Source organism: Spirosoma flavus (genome assembly GCF_054778555.1).
Genome location: NZ_BAAGZL010000002.1, coordinates 790,902 through 814,385 on the forward strand (window position 1 = coordinate 790,902; position 23,484 = coordinate 814,385).

11 protein-coding genes are annotated in these 23,484 nt (G+C 47.3%); 8 read left to right on the plus strand and 3 right to left on the minus strand.

The genetic code is table 11. The features are described from left to right. Nucleotides 1–18: 18 nt before the first annotated feature. The 8 genes from ACYVF1_RS12315 (at nt 19) to ACYVF1_RS12350 (ending at nt 19,647) form a co-directional block, all read left to right on the plus strand. The gene (locus ACYVF1_RS12315) at nt 19–2,616 is read left to right on the plus strand and encodes an ABC transporter permease (RefSeq protein WP_461079064.1); all 2,598 of its coding nucleotides are present in this window, start codon (nt 19–21) and stop codon (nt 2,614–2,616) included. Nucleotides 2,617–2,667: 51 nt separating this feature from the next. Beyond that, complete coding sequence (locus tag ACYVF1_RS12320) at nt 2,668–5,301, plus strand: ABC transporter permease (protein WP_461079066.1); 2,634 nt, start codon at nt 2,668–2,670, stop codon at nt 5,299–5,301. Between the two features lie 51 nt (nt 5,302–5,352). Then, complete coding sequence (locus ACYVF1_RS12325; protein WP_461079069.1) at nt 5,353–7,974, plus strand: ABC transporter permease; 2,622 nt, start codon at nt 5,353–5,355, stop codon at nt 7,972–7,974. Nucleotides 7,975–8,393: 419 nt separating this feature from the next. Then, entirely contained in the window at nt 8,394–8,729 is a 336-nt protein-coding gene (locus ACYVF1_RS12330; protein ID WP_461079071.1) for a PadR family transcriptional regulator, read from the plus strand. Between the two features lie 101 nt (nt 8,730–8,830). Further along, on the plus strand, nt 8,831–11,452 hold the full coding sequence (locus ACYVF1_RS12335; protein ID WP_461079073.1) for an ABC transporter permease: 2,622 nt from the start codon (nt 8,831–8,833) through the stop codon (nt 11,450–11,452). A 47-nt stretch (nt 11,453–11,499) separates the two neighbouring features. Continuing rightward, nucleotides 11,500–14,136: an ABC transporter permease gene (locus tag ACYVF1_RS12340; protein ID WP_461079075.1), complete on the plus strand. Its 2,637-nt coding sequence runs from the start codon at nt 11,500–11,502 to the stop codon at nt 14,134–14,136. A 108-nt stretch (nt 14,137–14,244) separates the two neighbouring features. Then, nucleotides 14,245–16,854: an ABC transporter permease gene (locus ACYVF1_RS12345; protein ID WP_461079077.1), complete on the plus strand. Its 2,610-nt coding sequence runs from the start codon at nt 14,245–14,247 to the stop codon at nt 16,852–16,854. 114 nt (nt 16,855–16,968) lie between these two features. Beyond that, nucleotides 16,969–19,647, plus strand: a complete 2,679-nt coding sequence (locus ACYVF1_RS12350; protein ID WP_461079079.1) for a permease prefix domain 2-containing transporter — start codon at nt 16,969–16,971, stop codon at nt 19,645–19,647. Nucleotides 19,648–19,715: 68 nt separating this feature from the next. Here ACYVF1_RS12350 and ACYVF1_RS12355 read toward each other — a convergent pair whose 3' ends face one another. From ACYVF1_RS12355 to ACYVF1_RS12365, 3 genes are all read right to left on the minus strand, one after another. Next, nucleotides 19,716–21,149, minus strand: a complete 1,434-nt coding sequence (locus ACYVF1_RS12355) for an alpha/beta fold hydrolase (protein WP_461079081.1) — start codon at nt 21,147–21,149, stop codon at nt 19,716–19,718. Between the two features lie 70 nt (nt 21,150–21,219). Next, nucleotides 21,220–22,029 (minus strand): AraC family transcriptional regulator, encoded by an 810-nt coding sequence (locus tag ACYVF1_RS12360; RefSeq protein ID WP_461079083.1) that lies wholly within the window; start codon nt 22,027–22,029, stop codon nt 21,220–21,222. A 2-nt stretch (nt 22,030–22,031) separates the two neighbouring features. Next, complete coding sequence (locus tag ACYVF1_RS12365; RefSeq protein ID WP_461079085.1) at nt 22,032–23,300, minus strand: hypothetical protein; 1,269 nt, start codon at nt 23,298–23,300, stop codon at nt 22,032–22,034. Nucleotides 23,301–23,484 lie beyond the last annotated feature (184 nt).

Sequence of the window (23,484 nt, forward strand, 5' to 3'; positions counted from 1 at the left end):
CTTAAACTCCTATGTCCTATGCAATACTCACCGCCCCGCTTTGCTACCTGGCTGCTGAAAACCTTCGGCCATCCTGATACATCGGAAGAGGTACAGGGCGATTTGCTGGAATTGTATCAATACTGGATCCAAACGGTGGGGCAACGTAACGCCGATTGGCGGTATAGTCTGAGTGCCTTGAAATTACTGCGGCCACTGGCTAAACGGAAGTCGACTGAACAGTACACAACATTTTTTCTAAGTCCCACTATGATACGTAATTATGTAACCGTTGCTTTTCGAAATCTGATTCGCAACAAAGCCTTTTCAACGATCAACCTGCTGGGTTTGGCGCTGGGCATGGCCACCAGTCTGTTGGTGCTACTATGGGTGCAGGACGAACGTAGTAAAGACAGTTTTCACACTAACGGCAAATACCTGTATCAGGTCTACGAACGGCAGCAGTTTGATGGCAGAACGGAGGCTTCCTATGCAACGCAGGGGCTGTTGGCCGACGAACTCAAGCGTGTTGTTCCGGAAGTGCAATTCACCAGTGGTCTGGAAGAAGCCTTTCCATTTACGTTTCGGGCGGGTAATGAAGTAGCCAAAATGATGGGAACATTCGCCGGAGCTGATTTTTTCAAAATGTTCAGCTATCCACTTCTGAACGGCAATCCTAATACTGCTCTAGAAGGCACTAACGCGATTGCAATTTCCCGGAAAATGGCCGATCAATTCTTTGGAAGCCCAGAGCAGGCCGTTGGAAAAACGATACGCTACGAAAATAAAGAAGACCTGACCATAACGGCCGTTTTTGAAAATATGCCCGCCAATTCGTCGCAGCAATTTGATTTCCTGCGTACCTGGAAGGCCTATATTCGCGACAACGGCTGGGTTAACAATTGGGGAAATTACAACCCGACTACGTACATCCAGCTACGTCCAGATGCCGATCCAGCTAAGGTAGAAGCCAAAATCAAGGATTTTACGTATCGCTACAAGCCAAGAAGTGAGTCCTTTCAGGAAGAGCTGGCGCTACAACCCTATCCCGAAAAATACCTCCATTCGACGTTTAAGAATGGGCAACTGGAGGGTGGGCGCATCGAATACGTCCGATTATTCAGCTTTGTAGCCATTTTCATTCTGGTCATTGCCTGCATTAATTTTATGAACCTGGCTACAGCTCGTTCGGCCAGACGAGCGAAAGAGGTCGGCGTTCGTAAGGCTATTGGTGCGGCCCGTTCGTCACTAATCGGTCAGTTTGTGGGAGAGGCCGTTCTGCTTACGTTCTTTGCGATGCTGCTCGCGGTGGCGCTGGTTGTACTGATTCTGCCGGCCTTCAACAATCTGACTGGCAAACAAATCCTTCTGCCGTTCAACCAACCAATCTTCTGGGCTACACTCCTGAGTTTACTTGTACTGACTGGCTTTCTCTCAGGCAGTTATCCGGCACTTTTTCTATCGGCGCTGAATCCGGTTCGGGTATTGAAAGGTAGTCTTCGCTTTAGTCCGGCCACAACGGCTTTCCGAAAAGGGTTAGTGGTGTTCCAGTTTGGGCTTTCTATTCTGCTGGCTGTAGGTATGATTGTCATGTATAGGCAAGTGAATTACATTCAGACCAAGAATATCGGCTACAATCGGGAGAACCTCATTTACATACCGCTGGAAGGCGAACTCGTCAAAAAATACACGCTATTTAAGGAAGAAGCGAATCAGATGCCGGGCGTTCTGACGGTATCCCGGATGCGGGGCACACCCACTGTCATTGAACACCATACTGGCGATTTCACCTGGAAAGGCAAAGATCCCAATCAGTCTATCCGATTTGCGGACGAGACGGTAGGTTATGATTTCGTAAAAACTATGGGCCTGAAACTGAAAGAAGGACGCGATTTTTCCAAAGCGTTTGGCACCGACTCAGTAAGCTTTCTGGTCAACGAAACCGCGTTAGCCAAAATGGGCTATAAAACCGGCCTCGATCAACCATTGACCTGGGGCTCACGGCAGGGCAAGATCATCGGCGTATTGAAAGACTTCCATTTCAGTTCGATGCATCAGACCATCGAACCATTGGTCGTTCGGCTGGACGAAACCCGTAACTGGGGAACAATTATCGTTCGCGCGGAAGCGGGTAAAACGCAGGAAGCGCTGGCCAGTCTGGAAAAGATTAGTCAGCAGCTCAATCCTAATTTCCCTTTCACGTACCAGTTTTCTGACCTGGAATTTACCAAACTGTACCGAAGTGAGCAGATGGTCAGCCGGTTGGCTAATTACTTTGCGATTCTGGCCATTTTCATTTCGTGTTTGGGATTGTTCGGACTCGCTACGTTCACGGCTGAGCAACGTACCAAAGAAATTGGTGTCCGTAAGGTGTTGGGTGCATCCGTCAGCAGCGTCGTGACCCTACTCGCCAGAGATTTTCTGAAACCGGTTCTGGTTGCTATTCTCCTGACAACACCGGTTGCTTGGTTCGTAATGAATCGCTGGTTGCAGGATTTCGCCTACAAGATCAACCTCGACTGGTGGATGTTTGTGCTAGCGGGTGGCCTGGCTGTCCTGATAGCCTTAGCCACCGTCAGTTTCCAAAGTCTAAAAGCCGCGTTAGTCAATCCGGTGAAGAGTTTACGATCTGAATAATTACCAATACGTAGCGACGAGGTATGCCTCGTCGCTACACAAAATAATCTGATGACACCGCCCCGCTTTGCTACCTGGCTGCTGAAAACCTTCGGCCATCCTGATACATCGGAAGAGGTACAGGGCGATTTGCTGGAATTGTATCAATACTGGATCCAAACGGTGGGGCAACGTAGCGCCAATTGGCGGTATAGTCTGAGTGCCTTCAAATTGCTGCGGCCACTGGCCAAATCGAAAAAAGCTATCGAATATCCTCCACCTTTTTTACTAAGTCCTTCTATGTTACGTTCCTATGTAAAAATCGCCTGGCGAAATATCAGACACGCCAAAGCATTTGCGCTTATCAATGGCTTCGGCTTAGCACTCGGAATCGCCTGCGCTTTGCTGGTGTTTATGGTCATTCTGCACGAAACCAGTTACGACCAACAACTACCTAAAAGGGATCGAATCTACCGGATTGAAACCGTCAACTCGAGTGAACCGAATCCCCATCCCGGCACCTACACCGAACTGGGTGTTGTATTACCAAACGAAGCGCCTGAATTTGAAACCATAGTGCCTATTATGAATCTATGGCAACGTGGCTTGTCGATACCAGTCACCGGCGAAATTTTTAAAGAGAAGGTCGTCTTCATCGGGCAGGGTATTTCCCATTTGCTTGATTATAAATGGCTAAGCGGTGATGCCCGTACCGCACTTTCGCAACCCAATCAGGTTGTGATTACGGAGTCGTACGCCAACAAGTTTTTTGGTACCACGAACGTTCTCGGAAAAACCATTCGCTACGATAACAAGCAGGATTTACAGGTATCAGGCGTACTAAAAGATCACACTCAAACCACGAATTTTCCGTTCGACGTACTGGTTTCGTTTCCTACGCTCAAGCGTGTAAACCCCGATTATGACACACACGGCTGGAACGGTTTTGGGGATAATTTTCAGATTTTCGCGCTGCTGAAGCCCGGTTTTACGCCCGACCAATTGACCAAACGATTCCACGCCATTCAGGTCAAATACCAGAAAGACCCGAAGACAATTGAGCATCAGCATTTTGCGCTGAATCCATTGTCAGACATTCACTATTCGTTCAATTTTAGTGGTCGACAGGCGAATCCGAAGCTCCTCCGAATGCTAGCCTTAATTGGTGCGTTTGTACTACTGATTGCCTGTATCAATTTCATCAACCTGACGACGGCGCAGGCGCTTAAACGAGCGAAAGAAATTGGCGTTCGGAAAGCAGTGGGCAGTAATCGTTTATCGCTGATCTACCAATTCCTGACCGAAGCGGGTCTTATTACGTTTCTGGCGGCCTTGTTGTCAGTCATACTGGCGTGGCTAACCCTGCCGTCTATTGCCACAATGATGGGACTTCCGCTCACAACAACCGACCTGATTACCTGGAAAGTGGGCGCATTTTTGGTTGGTTTAGCCACTATAACCAGCCTGCTGGCCGGAACGTATCCCGCCTTCCGTCTCTCTGGCATGCCGCCGATCTGGGCGTTGAAAAACAATACGTTACCCAGCAATGAACGTAGCGTTACCTTACGCCAAGGACTAGTCGTTGTGCAATTCACTATCTCCATGATTTTGATTAGCAGCGCGTTACTAATCAACCGACAATTATCGTTTTTCCAGAATGCCGATCTTGGCTTTAATAAAGCAGCCATCATTACGGTTGGCTTACCCAGTAATGAACCAGAAAAACTGCAAACGCTACGTGCCCAGTTGATGGAATCGCCCCAGATTAAAGATGTCAGTTTCTCGTTCAACAGTGCTTCGGCTGAGAGCAACTGGATGCAAGGCATTCAATACCGAAAAGGGGCCAACCCCATCGAAATTAAGACCCAGATGAAAATGGGCGACTCACATTATCTGGATACATACGGAATTAAGCTATTGGCTGGCGAAAAGCTCAAAGACACTGATACGTCGTCGGCCGCGTTCAAGGTTCTCGCCAACGAGATTTTCCTGAATCGAATGGGCATTGACCAGCCGCAGGCCGCCATTGGGCAGAAAGTATATTTTGGCGACGGGAATCAGTTTGCTACCATTGTTGGCGTCGTTAAAAACTTCCACGTAAATTCATTACACCAGAAAATCGACCCGACTATCATGCAGGTCGTGCCCAACAATTTTTATCAGGTTGGCATCAAACTTCAGAGCGAGGCTCCAACTGTTCAGGCGATTCAAACAGCTTTAGCCACCATCGAAAAGTCGTGGAAAGCTACGTTCCCGAACCAGTTATTTGGGTATGATTTTCTGGATAAAACTCTGGCGGATGCTTACAAAAATGAAACCCGCACGGCGCAGCTCATCGAAACCTCTACGTTAATTGCCATTCTGATTGCTTGTTTAGGCTTGTTTGGTCTGGCCGCTTTTATGGCCGAACAACGTACCAAGGAAATCGGTGTCCGGAAAGTACTGGGCGCATCGGTGACCAGCATCATTACCCTCATGACTAGGGATTTCCTGAAGCTGGTGCTGATTGCCATGCTGATAGCCTCGCCCATTGCCTGGTACGCGATTAATCAGTGGCTGCAAAATTTTGAGTTCAAAACCGAAATCAGTTGGTGGGTATTTGCCTTAACCGGCCTGCTTATGGCTCTCATCGCCATGCTCACGGTGAGTTACCAAAGCACCAAAGCCGCGTTGATGAACCCCGTGAAATCGCTACGCTCGGAATAAATACGAATACCTAAAGACAAGGCCTGCTTTGCCGCTACACAAAATAATCCTATGACACCGCCCCGTTTTGCTACCTGGCTGCTGAAAACCTTCGGCCATCCTGATTCGTCGGAAGAGGTACAGGGCGATTTGCTGGAATTATATACGCACTGGGTAGAGACAGTGGGGCAACGTAGTGCTAATTGGCGATACGCGCTGAATGCACTGAAACTGCTACGTCCCCTAGCCCGGCGAAAAAACAAAGAACAGTACACAACACCATTCTTTCTGAGTCCAATTATGTTACGTAATTATCTGAAAATCGCCTTCCGAAATTTATCACGGAACAAATCGTATGCGACGATTAACGTATTAGGTCTTGCACTGGGCATGACCTGCGCTATTTTAATTTTCACGCTGGTCAGCTACCATCTTAGCTTCGACAATTTCCATGCAGACGCAGACCGGATTTATCGACTCGTAACTGAACAACACCGCGAAACGGTTCACTATTCACGTAGCGTACCTAGTCCGCTGGGGAAAGCTTTTCGGAACGATTACACCTTCGGCGAAAAAGTGGCCCGCGTTGCTACGTTCGATGACGTATTGATTACCCTTGAATCGGGGCAGGACAGGCAAAAATACCAAGAAGAGCATGGCGTTGCGTTTGTCGAAACGGACTTCTTCGACATCTTCAACTACCCCCTGCTGAAGGGTGACAAGGCGACGGTTTTGACGCAACCCAATACAGCCATTATGACTGAACGCATGGCCCGTAAATATTTTGGCGATGCCAATGCGATTAATAAAACATTTCATGTAGATAACAAGGTAAGTTTCAGAATCACAGGGATTTTGAGAGACCTGCCAATCAACACCGATCGCCGAACAGAAATCTATGTTTCTTACAATACACTCAAACAATTTGATGAATGGATGGCCAGCGATGACGCCTGGGGAGGTATCACGAGTGCCATGCAATGCTACGTTAAACTTCGGCCCGGCGTAGCACCAACTCAGGTAGAAAGTTTGCTGCCGGCTTACGTCAAAAAGTACCGGGCGAAGAGCAAAAATGTACACGTTTACAAGCTTCAGCCGCTCACCGACATGCATTTCGATGCCCGCTACGGTGGTACTATGACCAAAACAAACCTGTGGGTATTGAGCCTGATCGGCTTGTTTTTAATTATTACAGCATGCGTCAACTTCGTCAATCTGGCAACGGCCCAAGCGCTGAATCGGTCGAAGGAAGTGGGCGTTCGGAAGGTTCTCGGCAGTATTCGCGGGCAACTGTTCTGGCAGTTCATTTCCGAAACCGGCCTCATTACGGTTACAGCGGTCGTGCTGGCGGTCGTTCTCTCGATGTTGACACTTCCGTATGTGAATGACTGGTTTCAGTCGCGGGTACATATTAATCTTCTCACCGACTGGCGATTAACGCTATTTATCCTGGCTGCTACGTTGTTCGTGATTTTCTTTTCCGGCTCCTACCCTGGCCTGATTATCGCTCGTTTTCAGCCGGTTATGGCGCTCAAAGGAAAGCTTTCGCAGCAGAACATTGGCGGTTTTAATATTCGTCGGTCACTGATTGTTACGCAGTTCGCCATTTCGCAAATGCTGATTATCGGGGTGATTGTCATTGCGAATCAAATGCGTTACGCCAAACAATCCGATCTGGGTTTTAATAAAGATGCCGTAGTGATGCTTCCGATCGCAACGGGCTCCAACCCGCAAACAATGCATACATTAACCGATAGGCTATCCAACGTTTCGGGCGTAAAAAACGTGTCGCTATGCAGAGCAGCCCCTTCGTCTAGCAGCAATTGGACAACCTCGCCTACGTACGACAATCGAGCCGAACCGGAAAATTTCAATATCAACGTACGAGCCGCCGACGATCACTACGTTCCGATATTCGAACTGGATTTGGTTGCCGGACGTAACATTTTCCCTTCCGATTCGATCAAAGAATTTCTTGTCAACGAAATGTTCGCGAAGAAGCTCAATCTTAAATCTTCCGACGAAGCGCTTGGTAAAATGCTGAGTCTGAACGGAGGTAGAATGAAAGGACAGATCGTCGGCATTATCAAGGATTTCCACGACCTCTCCTTCCACGAAGCGATCAATGCCGTATGCATTGGCTCTGACATGGATAATTACGATTATTATGCCGTAAAAATTGACCTGGCCAATACGCAGCAAACTCTGGCGGCCCTTGATAAAACCTGGAGCGAGATGCACCCCGACCAGGTTTACAGTTATGAGTTTCTGGATGATCAGATCGCCGAATTTTACGAAACCGAATCGTTGATGCTGAAGCTTATTCAGGCCTTTGCGGCTATGGCAATTTTCATCGGCTGCCTTGGTCTTTACGGACTGGTTTCGTTCATGGCTTCGCAAAAGACGAAGGAAATCGGTATTCGTAAAGTGCTGGGTAGCAGCACCGGACAAATCATCTGGATTTTTGCTAAGGAGTTTTCGCGCCTGATTCTGATTGCCTTTATCGTGGCCGCTCCTGTTGCCTGGTACGTTATGAGCGCCTGGCTCAAAAACTTTCAATTCCAGATCGGCATAGGCGCCGATGTGTTTATCATTGCCATCGTCGCTACGTTCGGAATCGCCTTCCTGACCGTTGGATATCAGGCCACTAAAGCGGCATTAATGAATCCGATCAAATCGTTACGTTCCGAATAATTAGGTCCCTGTAGAGACCAGGCATGCCTTGTCGACTTTGCGTCGTCCCTAAAACGAGGGTCGATAAACCATCTCATCAACAGCCCCATCCGTTCAGCAGACAAGGCATGCCCAGTCTGCTGAACGGATGGGGCTGTCTTCATTTGCTCAATAAATCTAATTGCCTAGCCCGCTGTATCCTTTTGTCCAAGATAATGAATTGCGTACTGGAACGTAGCGCGCAAAGGTTCATTTCAATTCACTATGTCTGTCCATCTGCGTACAGAAAATGTCCGTTTCTGGACACTACGTATCACTAACCTTCGAGCAAAAACGGCCATTCCTGAATCTGGAAGGCACTTTTCTAGTTTGGCCGGGCATTTGATATACCGAAATAGATAATATAAGTTGTCGGCTTATTTCTAATCCAATTCTAGTTCATGCGACGTAGCGATTTAGGAGAATTTGAAGAGGTTGTACTGCTGGCGGTTGCCGCGCTGTCGCCGGGTGCCTATTCAGTAATCATTGCTGAAGAACTTGAAGCAGAAACGGGAAATTCGGTCAGCACGGGCGCTGTTCATGCCGCTTTGCAACGACTAGAACAGAAAGGGTACCTGACATCACATCTGGGCGAGGCCACTGCTGAACGGGGTGGTCGCCGAAAACGACTATTTACGGTGACGGCCCTGGGCGGTCGTATCCTGAGCGATGTGCGGGCTGTTCGCAATCGGCTCTGGGATCGAATCATTCCCAATATCCGGCTGGAGTGGAGTTAATAAGCATGGGACAGAGGGCGTGTAGCATCGGGTAAACCAACGACCCCGCCCGAAACCCTTAGCCTTATACCAATCTTCCGCTGCTTTTATTCCTCTGCCCTATGCTACGTCCCCGCTTCGCTGATCGTCTGCTACGTCTGTTTGTTGCTCCTCACCTGCACGAGGAGGTGCTGGGCGATTTGCACGAACGCTACGTTATACGCGCTAAACGACTGGGCGTGACGAAAGCACGTCGAAAATACTGGATCGATGTACTGACGTATCTGCGCCCGTCGATGATGAAACGTAAACCAACTGACTACTCCACCCCCAGAAGTTCTGATATGCTACGTAATTATCTCAAAATCGCCCTTCGCAACCTGATCCGGCAAAAATCGTATTCGGTCATCAACATTGGCGGGCTGGCCGTGGGTATGGCGGTGGCTATGCTGATCGGTCTGTGGATTTATGATGAATTATCGTTCAATAAATACCATAAGAATTACGACCGAATTGCGCAGGTCATGCAGAATCAAACCATAAACGGCTCTGTATCAACCGCCCCCACGGTTCCAATACCACTAGCCAATGTATTGCGCACTACGTATGGCAGTAATTTCAAGAATGTGGTATTATCCTCCTGGACAGAAGGGCACATTCTTTCTTTTGGCGATAAAAAATCCTGGCGAAGTGGCAATTATATAGAACCCCAGGCACCCGATGTATTTTCTCTGAAAATGGTTAAAGGCACACGGGCGGGTTTGCAGGAGACTTACTCGATTATGCTCTCGGAATCGGCAGCGGACGCCCTTTTTGGGAGCAGCGACCCGTTGGGTAAACTCGTTAAAATCGATAACCAGACTGCCGTTAAAGTAACGGGAGTTTATGAGAATTTACCCTACAATTCGCAGTTCAGTAATCTGGAGTACATGGTTCCCTGGCAGGTGAATGTGGCTATTCGGGACTGGGTAAAAAATTCGCAGCAAAAGTGGGATAATAACTCGTTCCAGCTTTTTGTCCAGCTTGCCGACAATGCCGATATGGATCAGGTTTCGGCGAAAATTAAGGATGCAAAACTGGCGTATGTCGATAAATGGTTCGCCAAATTCAAGCCTGAGATTTTTCTCCAGCCGATGCGTAACTGGCATCTGTATTCGGAGTTTAAAAACGGCGTAAACGTTGGTGGTCAAATTCAGTTCGTCTGGCTTTTTGGTATCATCGGCGTATTTGTCCTGTTGTTGGCCTGCATTAATTTCATGAATCTGAGCACGGCACGTAGCGAGAAACGGGCTAAAGAAGTTGGCATTCGAAAAGCGATTGGTTCGGTACGTTCGCAGTTAATTAGCCAGTTTTTAAGCGAATCCTTACTGATTGTTTTCATCGCGTTTGGGCTTGCTCTGCAGCTTGTAGAACTGATTTTACCGTTCTTCAACCAGGTAGCCGCCAAGCAGATGACTATCCTTTGGTCAACGCCTATTTTCTGGCTATTAGGACTCGGCTTTACCCTACTTACAGGCTTGATTGCGGGTAGCTACCCTGCTCTGTATTTGTCGGGATTTCAGCCCGTTAAAGTATTGAAAGGACCATCCAGTCCGGGCATCTTTCGGGTTGGGCGTTTTGCTTCGCTGCCGCGGCAGGTTCTGGTTGTGGCTCAGTTCAGCGTTTCTGTTACCCTCATTATCGGAACCATTGTTGTGTTCCAGCAAATTCAGCACGCCAAAAATCGCCCAATTGGTTATGACAGGAGTGGGTTGCTTTACATACAAACTACTACGCCCGACATCCATAATCATTTTGATGCCTTTCGGAATGAGTTAATCCAGGCGGGGGCGGTTACCGAAATCGCGGAATCGGAAAGTCCGTTAACGGGAATCTGGAACTATAACGGCGGTTTTGACTGGGATGGCAAAGACCCGAATCAACAGCCCGATTTTGCCGTCATCGGCGTAACCCATGATTTCGGAAAAACGGTCGGCTGGAATTTTAAGGAAGGGCGTGATTTCTCGAAAAAATTCAGCACCGACTCAGCCGCAATGGTCATAAACGAAGCGGCTGTAAAATTTATGGGGCTGAAAAATCCCGTTGGCAAGGTGATTCGCGAAGGTGATTTGCGATACACCATTGTGGGAGTTATCAAGGATATGGTGATGAACTCGCCTTATGAACCTGCCCAACAGACGCTGTTCTACATCAGTCGTTTCCCAAGCAATTTTATCAATATCCGCATTAATCCGGCCATAAGTGCCAGTGAAGCGGTGAGTAAAATTGGAAACGTTTTCAAAAAATACGCTCCGACGGCTATTTACGATTACAAATTCGCCGATCAGGAGTACGCTAAAAAATTCGCTACCGAAGAACGTATCGGTACGTTGGCGTCCTTCTTCGCCATCCTGGCCATCTTTATCAGTTGCCTGGGTCTGTTCGGATTGGCTTCCTACGTAGCCGAACAACGTACCAAAGAGATTGGTGTGCGCAAAGTGCTCGGCGCATCGGTACTAAACGTGTGGGGATTGCTCTCGAAAGATTTTGTCAAACTGGTTGTCGTCGCATTTTGTCTGGCATGTCCGGTCGCCTATTATTTCCTGGGCAACTGGCTCCAGAAATACCAGTATCATACCGATCTGTCCTGGTGGATTTTCGCAGGTACGGGTGCGGGTGCCTTGCTCATTACGTTGCTGACGGTCAGTTTCCAAAGTATCAAAGCGGCATTAATCAATCCGGTGAAATCGCTACGTAGTGAATAAAACATGTAGATAAGGCATGCCTTGTCTACACAAAAAATACAGAACCAATGCCCCCACCTCGTCTCGCTGATCGCCTGCTACGTCTGTTCTGCGCTCCTCACCTACAGGAGGAGGTGCTGGGCGATTTGCACGAACGTTACGTCATGCGGGCGGAGAGGTCGGGTAAAGCGAAAGCCCGACGACGCTATTGGCTGGACGTACTGGCTTATATGAGACCCGAGTTTATTCGACGAAAACCATCGGAATACCCGCAACCAACAAATACAACTATGCTACGTAATTATCTCAAAATCGCCTGGCGGAATTTAATGCTGAATAAAGCATTTACTGCGATTAACATGCTAGGGTTGGCCATTGGCCTGACCAGTTTTATGTTCATTGCCGTATTTGTGTACAACGAATTAAGTTATGACAGATATCCAGCTAAAGCCAGCCATCTCTATCGTGTACAACTTTCGGTTGTCGGCAACGGCAACGTAGAAATCTACCCTAATGTCGACATGGCTGTTGGCGAGGGCATTCAACGAACTTTCCCCGAAGTAAAAGCGTCGACGCGGATGGGACCTGCCATCGATTATATCCAATACCGGGAAAAGCAATTTAAAGAAGCGCACCTGGCCTTTGCCGATTCCAATTTCCTGCAATTGTTTTCGATCCCGCTAATTAAGGGCAATGCCGCGACCGCTTTAGTAGCGCCCAATAGTATTGTTATTTCGAAAGAATTTGCCGCAAAATACTTTGACGACGAAGATCCGATTGGCAAATCATTGGCGGTAGGTACGCAACGAGAACCGTTTACTATAACGGGGCTCATCGATAAGATACCCGACAATTCGCATTTTCATGCGGATGCCTTTATGAGTTTATCGACGCGGCATATTACCAATCCAACCTGGAGCAACCTGGGCTTTTTTACCTATCTGGAGTTGGCCGAAAAAGCGGACCCGAAAAAACTGGAAGCCAAATTCCCGCAGCTTGTAGCTAAATACGTAGTTCCAGAAATACAACGTGATATGGGTGTCAGTCTGGCTGAAGCGCAGAAATCGATTGAGACGTTCCGCTTCTTATTGCAGCCGCTTACCGACATCCATTTGTATTCGAACACCAAATACGAAATGGAGCCAAACAGTGATATTCAATACGTCTATATTTTCTCTGCGTTAGCACTGTTTATCCTTTTATTGGCCTGCATCAACTTCACCAATCTATCGACGGCTCAGGCAGCAAAACGTTCTCGGGAAGTGGGCATTCGGAAGGTAATGGGATCAATCAAAAACCAGTTAATCTTCCAGTTTCTGACTGAATCCGTACTGCTGACTTTTTTTGCAATGGTATGCGCTTATGGTCTGATAATCTTGCTATTACCTTACTTCAACCAGATTGCCAACAAGTCCATCGACCTCTCATTTTTTCTAGACTACCGGGCAATTCTTGGGCTATTTCTAATCAGTTTGCTATCCGGGATAATCGCGGGCGTTTACCCTGCTTTTTTCCTGTCATCATTCAGCATCATCAAAACGTTAAAAGGCTCTTTTTTCGGAAAAGGCTCGCAGAAAAGACCATTGCATAACGGGTTAATTGTGTTCCAGTTTTCAATTTCAACGATTCTGCTGATTGCAACAATCGTTGTCTATAAGCAGCTTGACTTCATGCAAAATAAAAAACTGGGCTACGAAAAAGATCAGGTGTTAGCCCTGCCCGATACACGTCTGCTAGGCGATAAACAACTTGCCTTCAAGGATCAACTTTTGCAGAATCCGCATGTTGTTTCGGCGAGTCTATCGAGGTTTGTACCGGGTGGAATTATGATGGATGGAACGCAGATTTATCCAAAAAACGAGACATCGAACGGCGTTGAAATTCACACCAATATTTATCACGTTGACTATGATTACCTGCGCACATTAGGTATCAGGATTGTGCAGGGCCGGAATTTCTCGAGAGACTTCCCGACCGATTCCATTTCCGGCGTACTCATCAACGAATCGGCGGTTCGTGAACTAGGCTGGAAAGGGGTAAATCCGGTTGGCCGATCTGTCGTTCGCTCGGGGAACCATGAGTTCAAAGTGATTGGCGTCGTAAAGGACTTCAACTACGTATCGGTCAAGCAGAAAGTGGCCCCGCTCATGCTGATGATGGGCCGGAATGCAGGTGGTATCGTTTTGAAAATCAAAACCACGGATGTGACGGATTTTCTGGATAACCTAAAACAGCAATGGGCGGCTTTCAATCCGGGTGGCCCGCTGGAATTCCATTTTCTGGACGATCAGTTTGCAAGTTTCTATGCCAGTGAACAACGTACCCAGCAGTTGTTTTCGGTGTTTGCCATACTTGCTATCATCATCGCCAGCCTCGGTCTGTTTGCACTTTCAGCCTTCGTAATTGAGCAACGTACCAAAGAAATCGGCATCCGCAAGGTAATGGGTGCCTCGGTGCCGGGCATTGTGCAATTGCTGGTCAAAGATTTTGTGCGACTGGTATTTATTGCCGTGGTCATTGCCGCGCCAATTGCCTGGTATGCCATGCACAAATGGTTGCAGGATTTCGCGTATCGCATCGATGTCGAATGGTGGATGGTCGCTCTTTCTGGTTTGATGGCCCTTTCCATTGCTTTGCTGACGGTCAGTTTCCGAAGTATAAAAGCGGCTCTAGTGAATCCGGTAAAATCGCTACGTTCCGAATAACCGACCCGCTACGTAGTGTATAGACATGTCTTGTTTCATAGCCGGATGGTTTGTGGCTGACGCACAGGGGACAAGGCATGCCTTGTCTCTACAAAAAACACAAAACCAATGCCTCCGCCCCGTTTAGCTGATTACCTGCTACGTCTGTTCTGCGCTCCTCACCTACAGGAGGAGGTGCTGGGCGATTTGCATGAACGCTACGTAGTGCGGGTGAAACAGTCAGGTGAAGCGAAAGCCCGGCAACGCTATTGGCTGGACGTACTGGCTTATGTGAGACCCGAATTTTTAAGGCGGAAACCCTCAAAGTTTCCCAAACCAACAAATACAACCATGCTACGAAACTATCTAAAAATTGCACTCCGGACCCTTGCTAAACATAAGGGATATTCGGCTATCAACATCGCTGGGCTTTCCGTGGGTATGGCGGTGGCGCTACTCATTGGGCTTTGGTTATGGGACGAAATTTCGTTCAACAAATACCATACGAACTACGATCGCATTGCGCAGGTCAAACAGAATATGGTAAACAACGGCGAAACACAAACCTGGAACACAACGCCTTACCCATTAGCCGAGGAACTTCGAAAACATTATGGAAGTGATTTTAAATACGTGGTACTGGGGCGTGAGGAGGGCGACCATATTTTGAGTGCTGGCGATGAAAAATTCACCCAGCGGGGCATGTATTTTGAGCCGCAGGTAACCGACATGCTGTCGCTGAACATGGTGAAAGGAAGCCGAAACGGACTGAAAGAGCCAGGCTCGATTCTATTGTCTGAGTCGGTGGCAAAAGCCTTTTTCGGTGATGCCGATCCAATCAATAAATTGATGAAGATCGACAATCGACTGGATGTGAAAGTAACGGGCGTTTACGAAGATATTCCGCGCAATTCTACGTTCCATGAGATCACGTTCATGGCGCCGTGGGATTTGTATTACAATAACACAGAATGGGTGAAAAATTCGCCTGACCCCTGGCGACCGAACGCATTTGTCACTTATGCGCAATTAAACGAACGAGCTGATTTTGAGAAAGTTTCAACTAAAATAAGAGACGCTAAACTCAATCGGGTAAGTAAAGAATTAGCTAAGAAAAAACCCGCTATTTTTCTACACCCAATGAGCCGTTGGCACCTGTATTCGGAGTTCAAGAATGGTGTTAACGTAGGTGGCAAAATTCAATACGTCTGGTTGTTCGGCATTATTGGCGGTTTCGTGTTGCTGCTGGCGTGTATCAACTTCATGAATCTGAGTACGGCCCGTTCAGAAAAACGCGCTAAGGAAGTGGGCATTCGCAAGGCCGTTGGTTCGGTGCGGGCGCAATTGATTTATCAGTTCTTTTTCGAGTCGTTGCTGGTGGTATTTTTTTCGCTGGTTCTCGGCTTACTCTGGGTTCAGTTACTGCTTCCGGCCTTCAATGACGTAGCCGATAAAGACGTTCGTATTCTTTGGACGAATCCAATCTTCTGGTCAGCCTGCCTGGGATTCAGCTTGTTGACGGGTTTGATTTCCGGAAGTTATCCGGCATTTTATTTATCGTCGTTTCAGCCGGTAAAAATTCTGAAAGGCGTTCGTTTTCAGGCGGGGCGCTGGGCTGCTATTCCCCGCAAAACGTTGGTTGTCATTCAGTTTACAGTTTCGGTCACCTTAATAATCGGAACAATTATTGTCTTCCGGCAGATTCAGTTTGCCCAAAACCGACCGATTGGCTATGATAGCAACGGGCTTGTTGTTGTACCAACGGTTACGGCCGACATTCACAACCACATTGATGCCGTTAAACGCGAGTTACTGCAAACCGGAACCGTTTTGGCGATGGCTGAAGCCGCTACTCCGCCCACCGAAGTGTGGAACAGCAGCAGCGCATTCGACTGGAAAGATAAAGACCCGAATCTGTCGGTTGATTTTCCCGTCGTTGATGCCTCGTATGACTATGGAAAAACCATTGGCTGGAAACTAAAAGATGGGCGTGATTTTTCAAAAGATTTTCTGACGGATTCAAGCGCGATTATTTTAAACGAAGCCGCCGTAAAATTCATGGGATTACGTAATCCGGTAGGCGAAATCATCCAGTGGTTCAATCAGCCGTTCAAGGTGATTGGCGTGGTCAGGGATTTGGTCATTAATTCGCCTTACGAACAGGTGAAGCCTACTATTTTTCATCTGGCAACCTATCCCGGCGGGAACGTCATCTTAAAGCTTAACCCCCAGTCCAGCGCTGGCGATGCTTTAGAACGTATCGAAACTGTTTTCAAGAAATTTAACCCTTCACAACCTTTTGACTATAAGTTCGTTGATGAAGAATTTGCCCGAAAATTCGGTAACGAGGAGCGTATCGGCAAACTGGCGAGCTTCTTCGCTATCCTGGCCATTTTCATTAGCTGCCTGGGGCTGTTTGGCTTAGCGTCGTTCATAGCCGAACAACGTACCAAAGAGATTGGTGTGCGGAAAGTATTGGGCGCATCGGTTGCCAATCTGTGGAGTTTGTTATCCATGGATTTTGTCGTGCTGGTGGTTATTTCCTGCGTTATTGCTACCCCCGTTGCGTACTACGTTCTTCAGGAATGGTTGCAGAAATTCACGTATCACACGGCTGTTCCGTGGTGGATTTTTGCGGCATCGAGTATGGGTGCCTTAACAATTACATTGCTAACGGTCAGTTTTCAAGCCATTAAAGCCGCCTTGATGAATCCCGTTAAATCACTACGTTCTGAATGACCGACGATACGTATCTACGTAGTGACAAGGCATGCCTTGTCACCTGACCGGATGGTTTATTGCTGACGCACAGGAGACAAGGCATGCCTTGTCTCTACAAAAAACACAAAACCGATGCCCCCACCCCGCTTAGCCGACCGCTTACTACGTCTGTTCTGTGCACCTCACCTACGAGAGGAGGTGCTGGGTGATTTACATGAGCGCTACATGGTGCGGCTCAAACGAGGGGGCCAAATGCACGCCCGACGACGTTACTGGCTGGACGTACTGGCCTATATGCGACCCGAATTTATTCGACGAAAACCAACTGAATTTCCCAACCCTACAAATGCAGCTATGATACGTAATTATCTCAAAATCACATTTCGAACGCTGAGTCGAAACAAACTTTATACTACGCTGAACGTAGCGGGTCTGACGTTTGGCGTTACGTGCTTTTTATTGATCGGTCTTTATCTATTTGATGAATTAACCTTCGATCAGCAACACAGCAACGCGAGTCGAATCTACCGGGCGATTCAGCACAAGAAGGGTCCAACCGAAGACCTTACCATTGCCGCATCGAGTTTCAAAGTGTCGGAAGAATCGAGGAAAAGCATTGGCGAAATCGAAAATACCGCTCGAATTGTCCGTGTTGGTCGTGCCAATCTGACAAATCCCGAAAACAAAAATACGTTTCAGGAAACCGTGGCTTATGCAAATAGCGGTATGATGGAAGTATTTGATTTCGAGACCGTTGATGGCAACAGCAAGTCGGCTTTGACAGAGCCGAATTCTATTGTAATCGTCGAAGAATTTGCTCAACGCCTGTTTAATACGTCTCAGGTAGTTGGTAAAACGTTGAGTCTGGAATTCATGGATAAACCCCTGAAGATAACGGCTGTATTAAAAAATCACCCCCGCAATTCAAGCCTGAATTTCAATTCACTCATTTCTGAAGCAACGATCATTCATGATGATGATTTTACCCAGTGGATCTCAAAATGGGATTCCCAAATTTTCATGACGTTTTTCCTGCTGAAGGAAAAGGCCAATCCAGACGTAACAGCCCAAAAAATCACGGATTTGCTCAATCGAAACGCCAAACTTGAACCGGGCACGTCGATGAGTTATACTCTGCAACCACTGGCCGATATACACTTGTATTCGGAACACATTATCGATGGCGCCCGAAACTCGAACGTAGCCGAAATGGGCAAAGGAGTACTACTGTATATCAAGGTATTTGCGGTTGTCGCGCTGTTTGTGCTGCTGATTGCCTGCATTAATTACATGAATCTGACGACGGCAAGAGCGTCGAACCGATCGAAGGAAATTGGGGTACGAAAAGCTAATGGCGCTTATCAAAGCCATCTTGTCAAGCAATTCCTGACTGAATCAATTGTCGTGACGACGATTTCGTTCCTGCTTGCGATTATCATCGTAAATTTATTACTACCGGAGTTTAACGAATTTACAGGCAAAGAACTGTCGCTTGGTTTTAGCGCTGATTATCGAATCTGGCTTTACGCCCTACTTGCTCTTATGCTTGTTGGTTTACTATCAGGTAGTTACCCAGCACTTTTACTATCGAGATTCAGCCTGTTGTCGTTGCTAAAAAACCTTAAGCTTCAGAGTAAAGGTGATTTATCGCTACGGAAAGGATTGGTTGTGTTTCAGTTTACCATCTCGGTGGTAATGATTATTGCGACTATCGTACTGTTTCAGCAAATCCGATTTGCTAACAATAAAGACCTGGGTTTCAATAAAGAACTCCTCTTGGTAGTCGATATCAATTCGGCAAAAATCAGAAGCGGAGCCCAAACCATTATAACGGAATTCAGCAAAATACCGACAGTGAAGAACGTATCAACTACGTCGCGCGTACCCGGCGAGTGGAAAACCCTTCCGACTGTCCATATCCGGCCAGAAGGAAATTCGGAGGAACATAAAGTCTCTTATTTATTGGGCGTCGATAAAAACTTTGCTAAAACCTTCGAAATACAGGTGCAGAAGGGTCGTAACTTCCTGAATGCGAACGATTCGGCCTCTGTCATTCTCAACGAAACAGCGGCTAAACTGCTGAACATTAACGACGTATCGGGTCAGCTAGTTGAGATTCCTGATCGCAGTATGGGTGGAAGTTACAGTCCGCTGGGTACTGGTCAAACGTTTCATGCGCGGGTCGTCGGCATTGTCAAAGATTTTCATTTTCAGTCGCTACGTGAAAAAATAGCGCCGATGGTGCTGGCCTATCAAAACAACCCGGTTCATACCATCGATTATTTTACCTCTCGTGTGGAAGGCAAGGACATCCCGGCAACATTGGCGAAAATGAATGATGTACTAACCAAAATCGACCCAACGCACTTACTAGAATATCATTTTCTGGATGAACAACTGGCCCGCTTTTACCTCGAAGATCGACGTCGCGAAACGCTGCTGATCTGGGTAGCGTTGGCGACTATTTTCATTGCCTGTATGGGCCTTTTCGGACTCGCTACGTATGCCGCCGAGCAACGTATTAAAGAAATTGGCGTTCGGAAAGTACTGGGAGCCAGTGTTTTTAACCTGACAGCCTTACTCTCCAAAGATTTCCTGAAGCTGGTGTTGATTGCCAATGGCATTGCTTTTCCGTTAGCCTGGTGGGCCACTAATCGATGGTTAGCCGAATTCGCTTATCACATCGATATCGAATGGTGGTTCTTCGTCATAGCTGGGCTATTGGCTATTGCTATTGCGCTGGCTACCGTCAGTTACCAGGCTATCAAAGCGGCCCTGGTCAATCCGGTAAAATCGTTACGTAGTGAGTAGCATTGGGTTAGGGGCGCAGGGTTCGATTAATATCCACCCTATGCCCCTAACACCAAGTTCAATGCCATCTAATACACCACTATACTGGGTTTGTCAGACTTTAGTTTCTGGTACGGATTGTTCAGGAACTGTTGTGTCAAACGGTTCCAATCGGAGCCACCAACGCCATGAGCACGATTTTTGAACAATACGCGCTGGCTGTTAGGCATATAATGATGAATCATGTCGATATACAGCGGACGGACGGCATTATCCATTTCACCATCGGCCAATAGAGCCGGCTTCGTTGAATAAAAGGGCTGTTTAGTTTCTGGTTTTATGGGGGGTACGTTCCAGCAATCACACATGGCTCTGTACACATCGTTGATGTGATATCCTTTCAGGTACGGATAGATATCGTAAAGCTGCTGAAGTACTTTTTCGCTATAATAAGCGGGCTGGTCGGCGCAATACACGGAAATTCGCATCCCCGAAGGCCCATTATTTCGTTCGAGTTTATGCTCCAGATAGGGTCGTATGTATGGGTCATGGTTGCCTTTAATCATTTCTGTGATGGCGAATGGTACATTCTTCATCGACGTATTGACCAGAATGTCCAGCAAATCGCTACGTGTGTACTCGATACGTAGCGTATCCGTTTGTCCCTTTGCTACGTATGGCATTGCAAATTTTTTGCCGCCAATAGTTGTAAAATACTGCTCGAATTTTGTCTTCAGATTACCGTAGCGCGCTTTATCAGTCGAATCGCTCTCAGCGTTCCGAAACAGTACGTTCAGCGCTTCGGCAAAATTAGCGGGCTCGTCTTCATCAATTGGAACAAAGGTCGGAAGCGGTGAATCCAGAACGAGCGAGCGGATCCGCGACGGGTCGCGCTGGAGTACCGCCGTCATGAGTCCTCCGCTATAGGAACCTCCGGTCAGATTAACGGAATCGATACGTAGGGTTGCGAGCAGATCGTGAATGTCTGATACTGTTTCGTCGGTATTGTATCCGGCGAGGTCAATTCCTTTGGCTTCCAGCGCTTTTTTATAGCGCTTTACCCCCACGACAATCATACTATCCTTATTCAGATTTTTCCGATACGATTCTTTGATTGCATTACTTAATTCCTCACTCCAAAGATTTGGAATGGCAAAATGGGTACCACGCTGCTCAAAGGCGATACAATCGCGGTCGTTGATAAGTGGCGATTGACTAGCACCTCTGGCCCACCCTAGCGAACTGCCACCCGGTCCACCGGCGGTAAACAGCAGCGGGTCTTTTTTCTTGCCGGGATTTTTACTTTCTACCAGAATGAATGGCAATTTGATGGTCTTTCCATTTTTCTTTTTCCGATTTTCAGGCACGATCATATACGCGCAACGAGTCCGAAAACTGCTGTCTATTTTAACCTGACAGGGGCAAGTTTCCAGTTTACGGACGACACCAGGCTGGCCTTGAACGTAGGAAAATGAGAGAAGAGAAATTGCCGCTAAAAGCAGGCGGGTCGAAACCAGATTCATTAGCTGTCGAATTAATTTTCGACAAAACAACGGGTTGAACGACAGAAATTTTAGTAAAAAACGGACAATCTTAACCGATGTGCTGGCTTAACTTTTTGCCCGTAAACTTGACGACGTCTTTGTAGAAATGACTCATGTCGTAATAACCAAAGTCATAAGGCGAGAAGCAGTCTTTATTGGATACGTAGTTAGAAAGTGCTGTTCGGGTTCTAACCAGCGACAGGAATTGTTTGGGCGGGGTACCGATAACCCGGTGAAAATAGCGGTTGATGGTTTTCGACGTAGCGAACAGTCGATCAGCGAGTTGGCCCGTGCTTAACACCATACCACTCTCATCGAACGTACCGATGGTCGTCGAGACGAATTGCCGGTAGTGATCCGTCTTTTTCTGCTGGTTGTATCGATTCAAAAAGTAGTACTGAAACAGTTCAATACGTTCCTCGAACGTGTCAAGTTGTTTAACCTGCTGAATAAGCGCTGCTGGCAAAACCGTCGCCAGATTGACAACCTGATCTACAAACTGCACCTGATTGATTCCCAGAATTGCTTCCAGTCCACCCGGATAAAACTTGATAGTGAAAATGTAATCAGTAGGCAAGTTATGTCGCTCCACGATGGTATTTCGCAGAATCAATACGTCTGTATCTTTCTGAATCAGATACTGTTTCGCACCGACGGAAAGTTGATAGGGTTCGCCCAGATTAACGTAGCAAGTAGGCGACCAACTCGGAAACATCTTCACTGTGAACTGATTATCAGCTACGTAGCGATACGTCTCTGCCGCCGATGATTCAGAGAAAAACTCAACATAATCAGCCAGCTCGTTGGTTGGTACGTAGAAGCGATACAGCTTTTTAATATTGTCGAAAATCTCCGTCATCGTCAAAAGTCCCCAAAAACCTTTTTGCCACCCGATGTTAACGTAACGCCTTTTACGGCCCCCGTTCCCCGAAAGCCATAAACCAGCCCAACAATCTCCGTTTTTTTGGTGGGAAGGGAGGCCGAATACACCACCTTATCATTGATGGTATAGTACAGTTTTTTCCCATCGCTGTGACAGGCTACGTGCACCCAGTTCGTAAAATCGACGCCTAATCCAGATAGATCGGTATTCTTTCCAGAAACACTCCGCGCGCCGTCCATTAGCATCAGTTCAGACACGCAGCCTTTTGTGGAGAGGGGTATTGTAATGGGCATATCGTTGGTCATCAGTACGATCCACGATAGCTGACAGGCGGCAGCTCCTTCATCATATTCATTTTTCACGTCGCAGCTAAAGGCGAAATCCGTAACCGGTACGGGGTTGAAATTGCCAACATTGAAATACTTTACCAAAGGTGCTTCTGGCTGTAAGGTTACGTTTTTCTCCCGGATTGTCGTGATAGGTACGCGCAATTGCTTCTGTCCCAGAAATTCAGCCGGTTTCAAATAGATCGGAACAGGTTTCTCGTTGATGGTGGCTAGCCAGCCATTTGTCGGTATGAGTAGCGAATGTTCCTTCACAACTTCGTGACCAACAATCAGTTTCGCACGGTAGAAACCAGGTTCGTAATACATAGACGTGTGCGTGTGTCCATCTTTACCCACTACGTCCCGGCGGGTCTGATCCCAGGACTGCTGTATGTAAACCGAATCGGTTGGCGAGGCTGATGCATCGTAGGTAAAAACAACTGAGTTCGGAATCGTTCGGGTCAGGGGTTTGCTACTAAAGCGATATTGAACGCCATCAATCTGTGGATGTTTCTGTTCAAACGCCAGAATCCCCATCAAGGCGATCACAATTATTACTCCCGCAATCCAGCCTAGCCTTTGCCAATTGATGCTACGTTGAGCTGGCTTTTCCACTATGGATTCAACAGAAATTGGCGATTCTATTCTGACTTCCTGCGACCGAACAAACTGCCGCCAGTCGGCATAACCGGCAAACTGTGCCAAGGTATTCAACGTAGTGCCGCTGGGCATATGCTGATAATCAACCCTTCCCCAGATTCGACGTAGCGTGCTCGCACTCAGCGAAACCCCTGTTTCGTCCAGAATCCGTTGCTGAAGATTGTCAAAATCGGCGCTGATCCAGGTTTCACTCGCTCCCCAATCGAGTTTCTGTTCAATCAATTGCTTGCAGCGGATCAAATCTGTCGACTCAGAAAGCATTGTAAATCAATGTGATAAAAATTGAAAAATCTTGAATGATAAATGATTTTACGCAGATGCCCTCTCTCGATACGTTTGCCGACACATTGTCAATCAGCCTACGAGTTTACATTTTTTTACAATCAATCCGATGCTGCCCGCGGCCTTTCAAACAATCTTTTATCACTTTTTCACTAATCCGAAC

Excerpts from the sequence above, each read along its gene's own strand:
- ACYVF1_RS12315 (WP_461079064.1), top strand. The coding sequence starts at position 19 with ATGCAATACTCACCGCCCCGCTTTGCTACCTGGCTGCTGAAAACCTTC.
- ACYVF1_RS12320 (WP_461079066.1), top strand. The coding sequence starts at position 2,668 with ATGACACCGCCCCGCTTTGCTACCTGGCTGCTGAAAACCTTCGGCCAT.
- ACYVF1_RS12325 (WP_461079069.1), top strand. The coding sequence starts at position 5,353 with ATGACACCGCCCCGTTTTGCTACCTGGCTGCTGAAAACCTTCGGCCAT.
- ACYVF1_RS12330 (WP_461079071.1), top strand. The coding sequence starts at position 8,394 with ATGCGACGTAGCGATTTAGGAGAATTTGAAGAGGTTGTACTGCTGGCG.
- ACYVF1_RS12335 (WP_461079073.1), top strand. The coding sequence starts at position 8,831 with ATGCTACGTCCCCGCTTCGCTGATCGTCTGCTACGTCTGTTTGTTGCT.
- ACYVF1_RS12340 (WP_461079075.1), top strand. The coding sequence starts at position 11,500 with ATGCCCCCACCTCGTCTCGCTGATCGCCTGCTACGTCTGTTCTGCGCT.
- ACYVF1_RS12345 (WP_461079077.1), top strand. The coding sequence starts at position 14,245 with ATGCCTCCGCCCCGTTTAGCTGATTACCTGCTACGTCTGTTCTGCGCT.
- ACYVF1_RS12350 (WP_461079079.1), top strand. The coding sequence starts at position 16,969 with ATGCCCCCACCCCGCTTAGCCGACCGCTTACTACGTCTGTTCTGTGCA.
- ACYVF1_RS12355 (WP_461079081.1), bottom strand. The coding sequence starts at position 21,149 with ATGAATCTGGTTTCGACCCGCCTGCTTTTAGCGGCAATTTCTCTTCTC.
- ACYVF1_RS12360 (WP_461079083.1), bottom strand. The coding sequence starts at position 22,029 with ATGACGGAGATTTTCGACAATATTAAAAAGCTGTATCGCTTCTACGTA.
- ACYVF1_RS12365 (WP_461079085.1), bottom strand. The coding sequence starts at position 23,300 with ATGCTTTCTGAGTCGACAGATTTGATCCGCTGCAAGCAATTGATTGAA.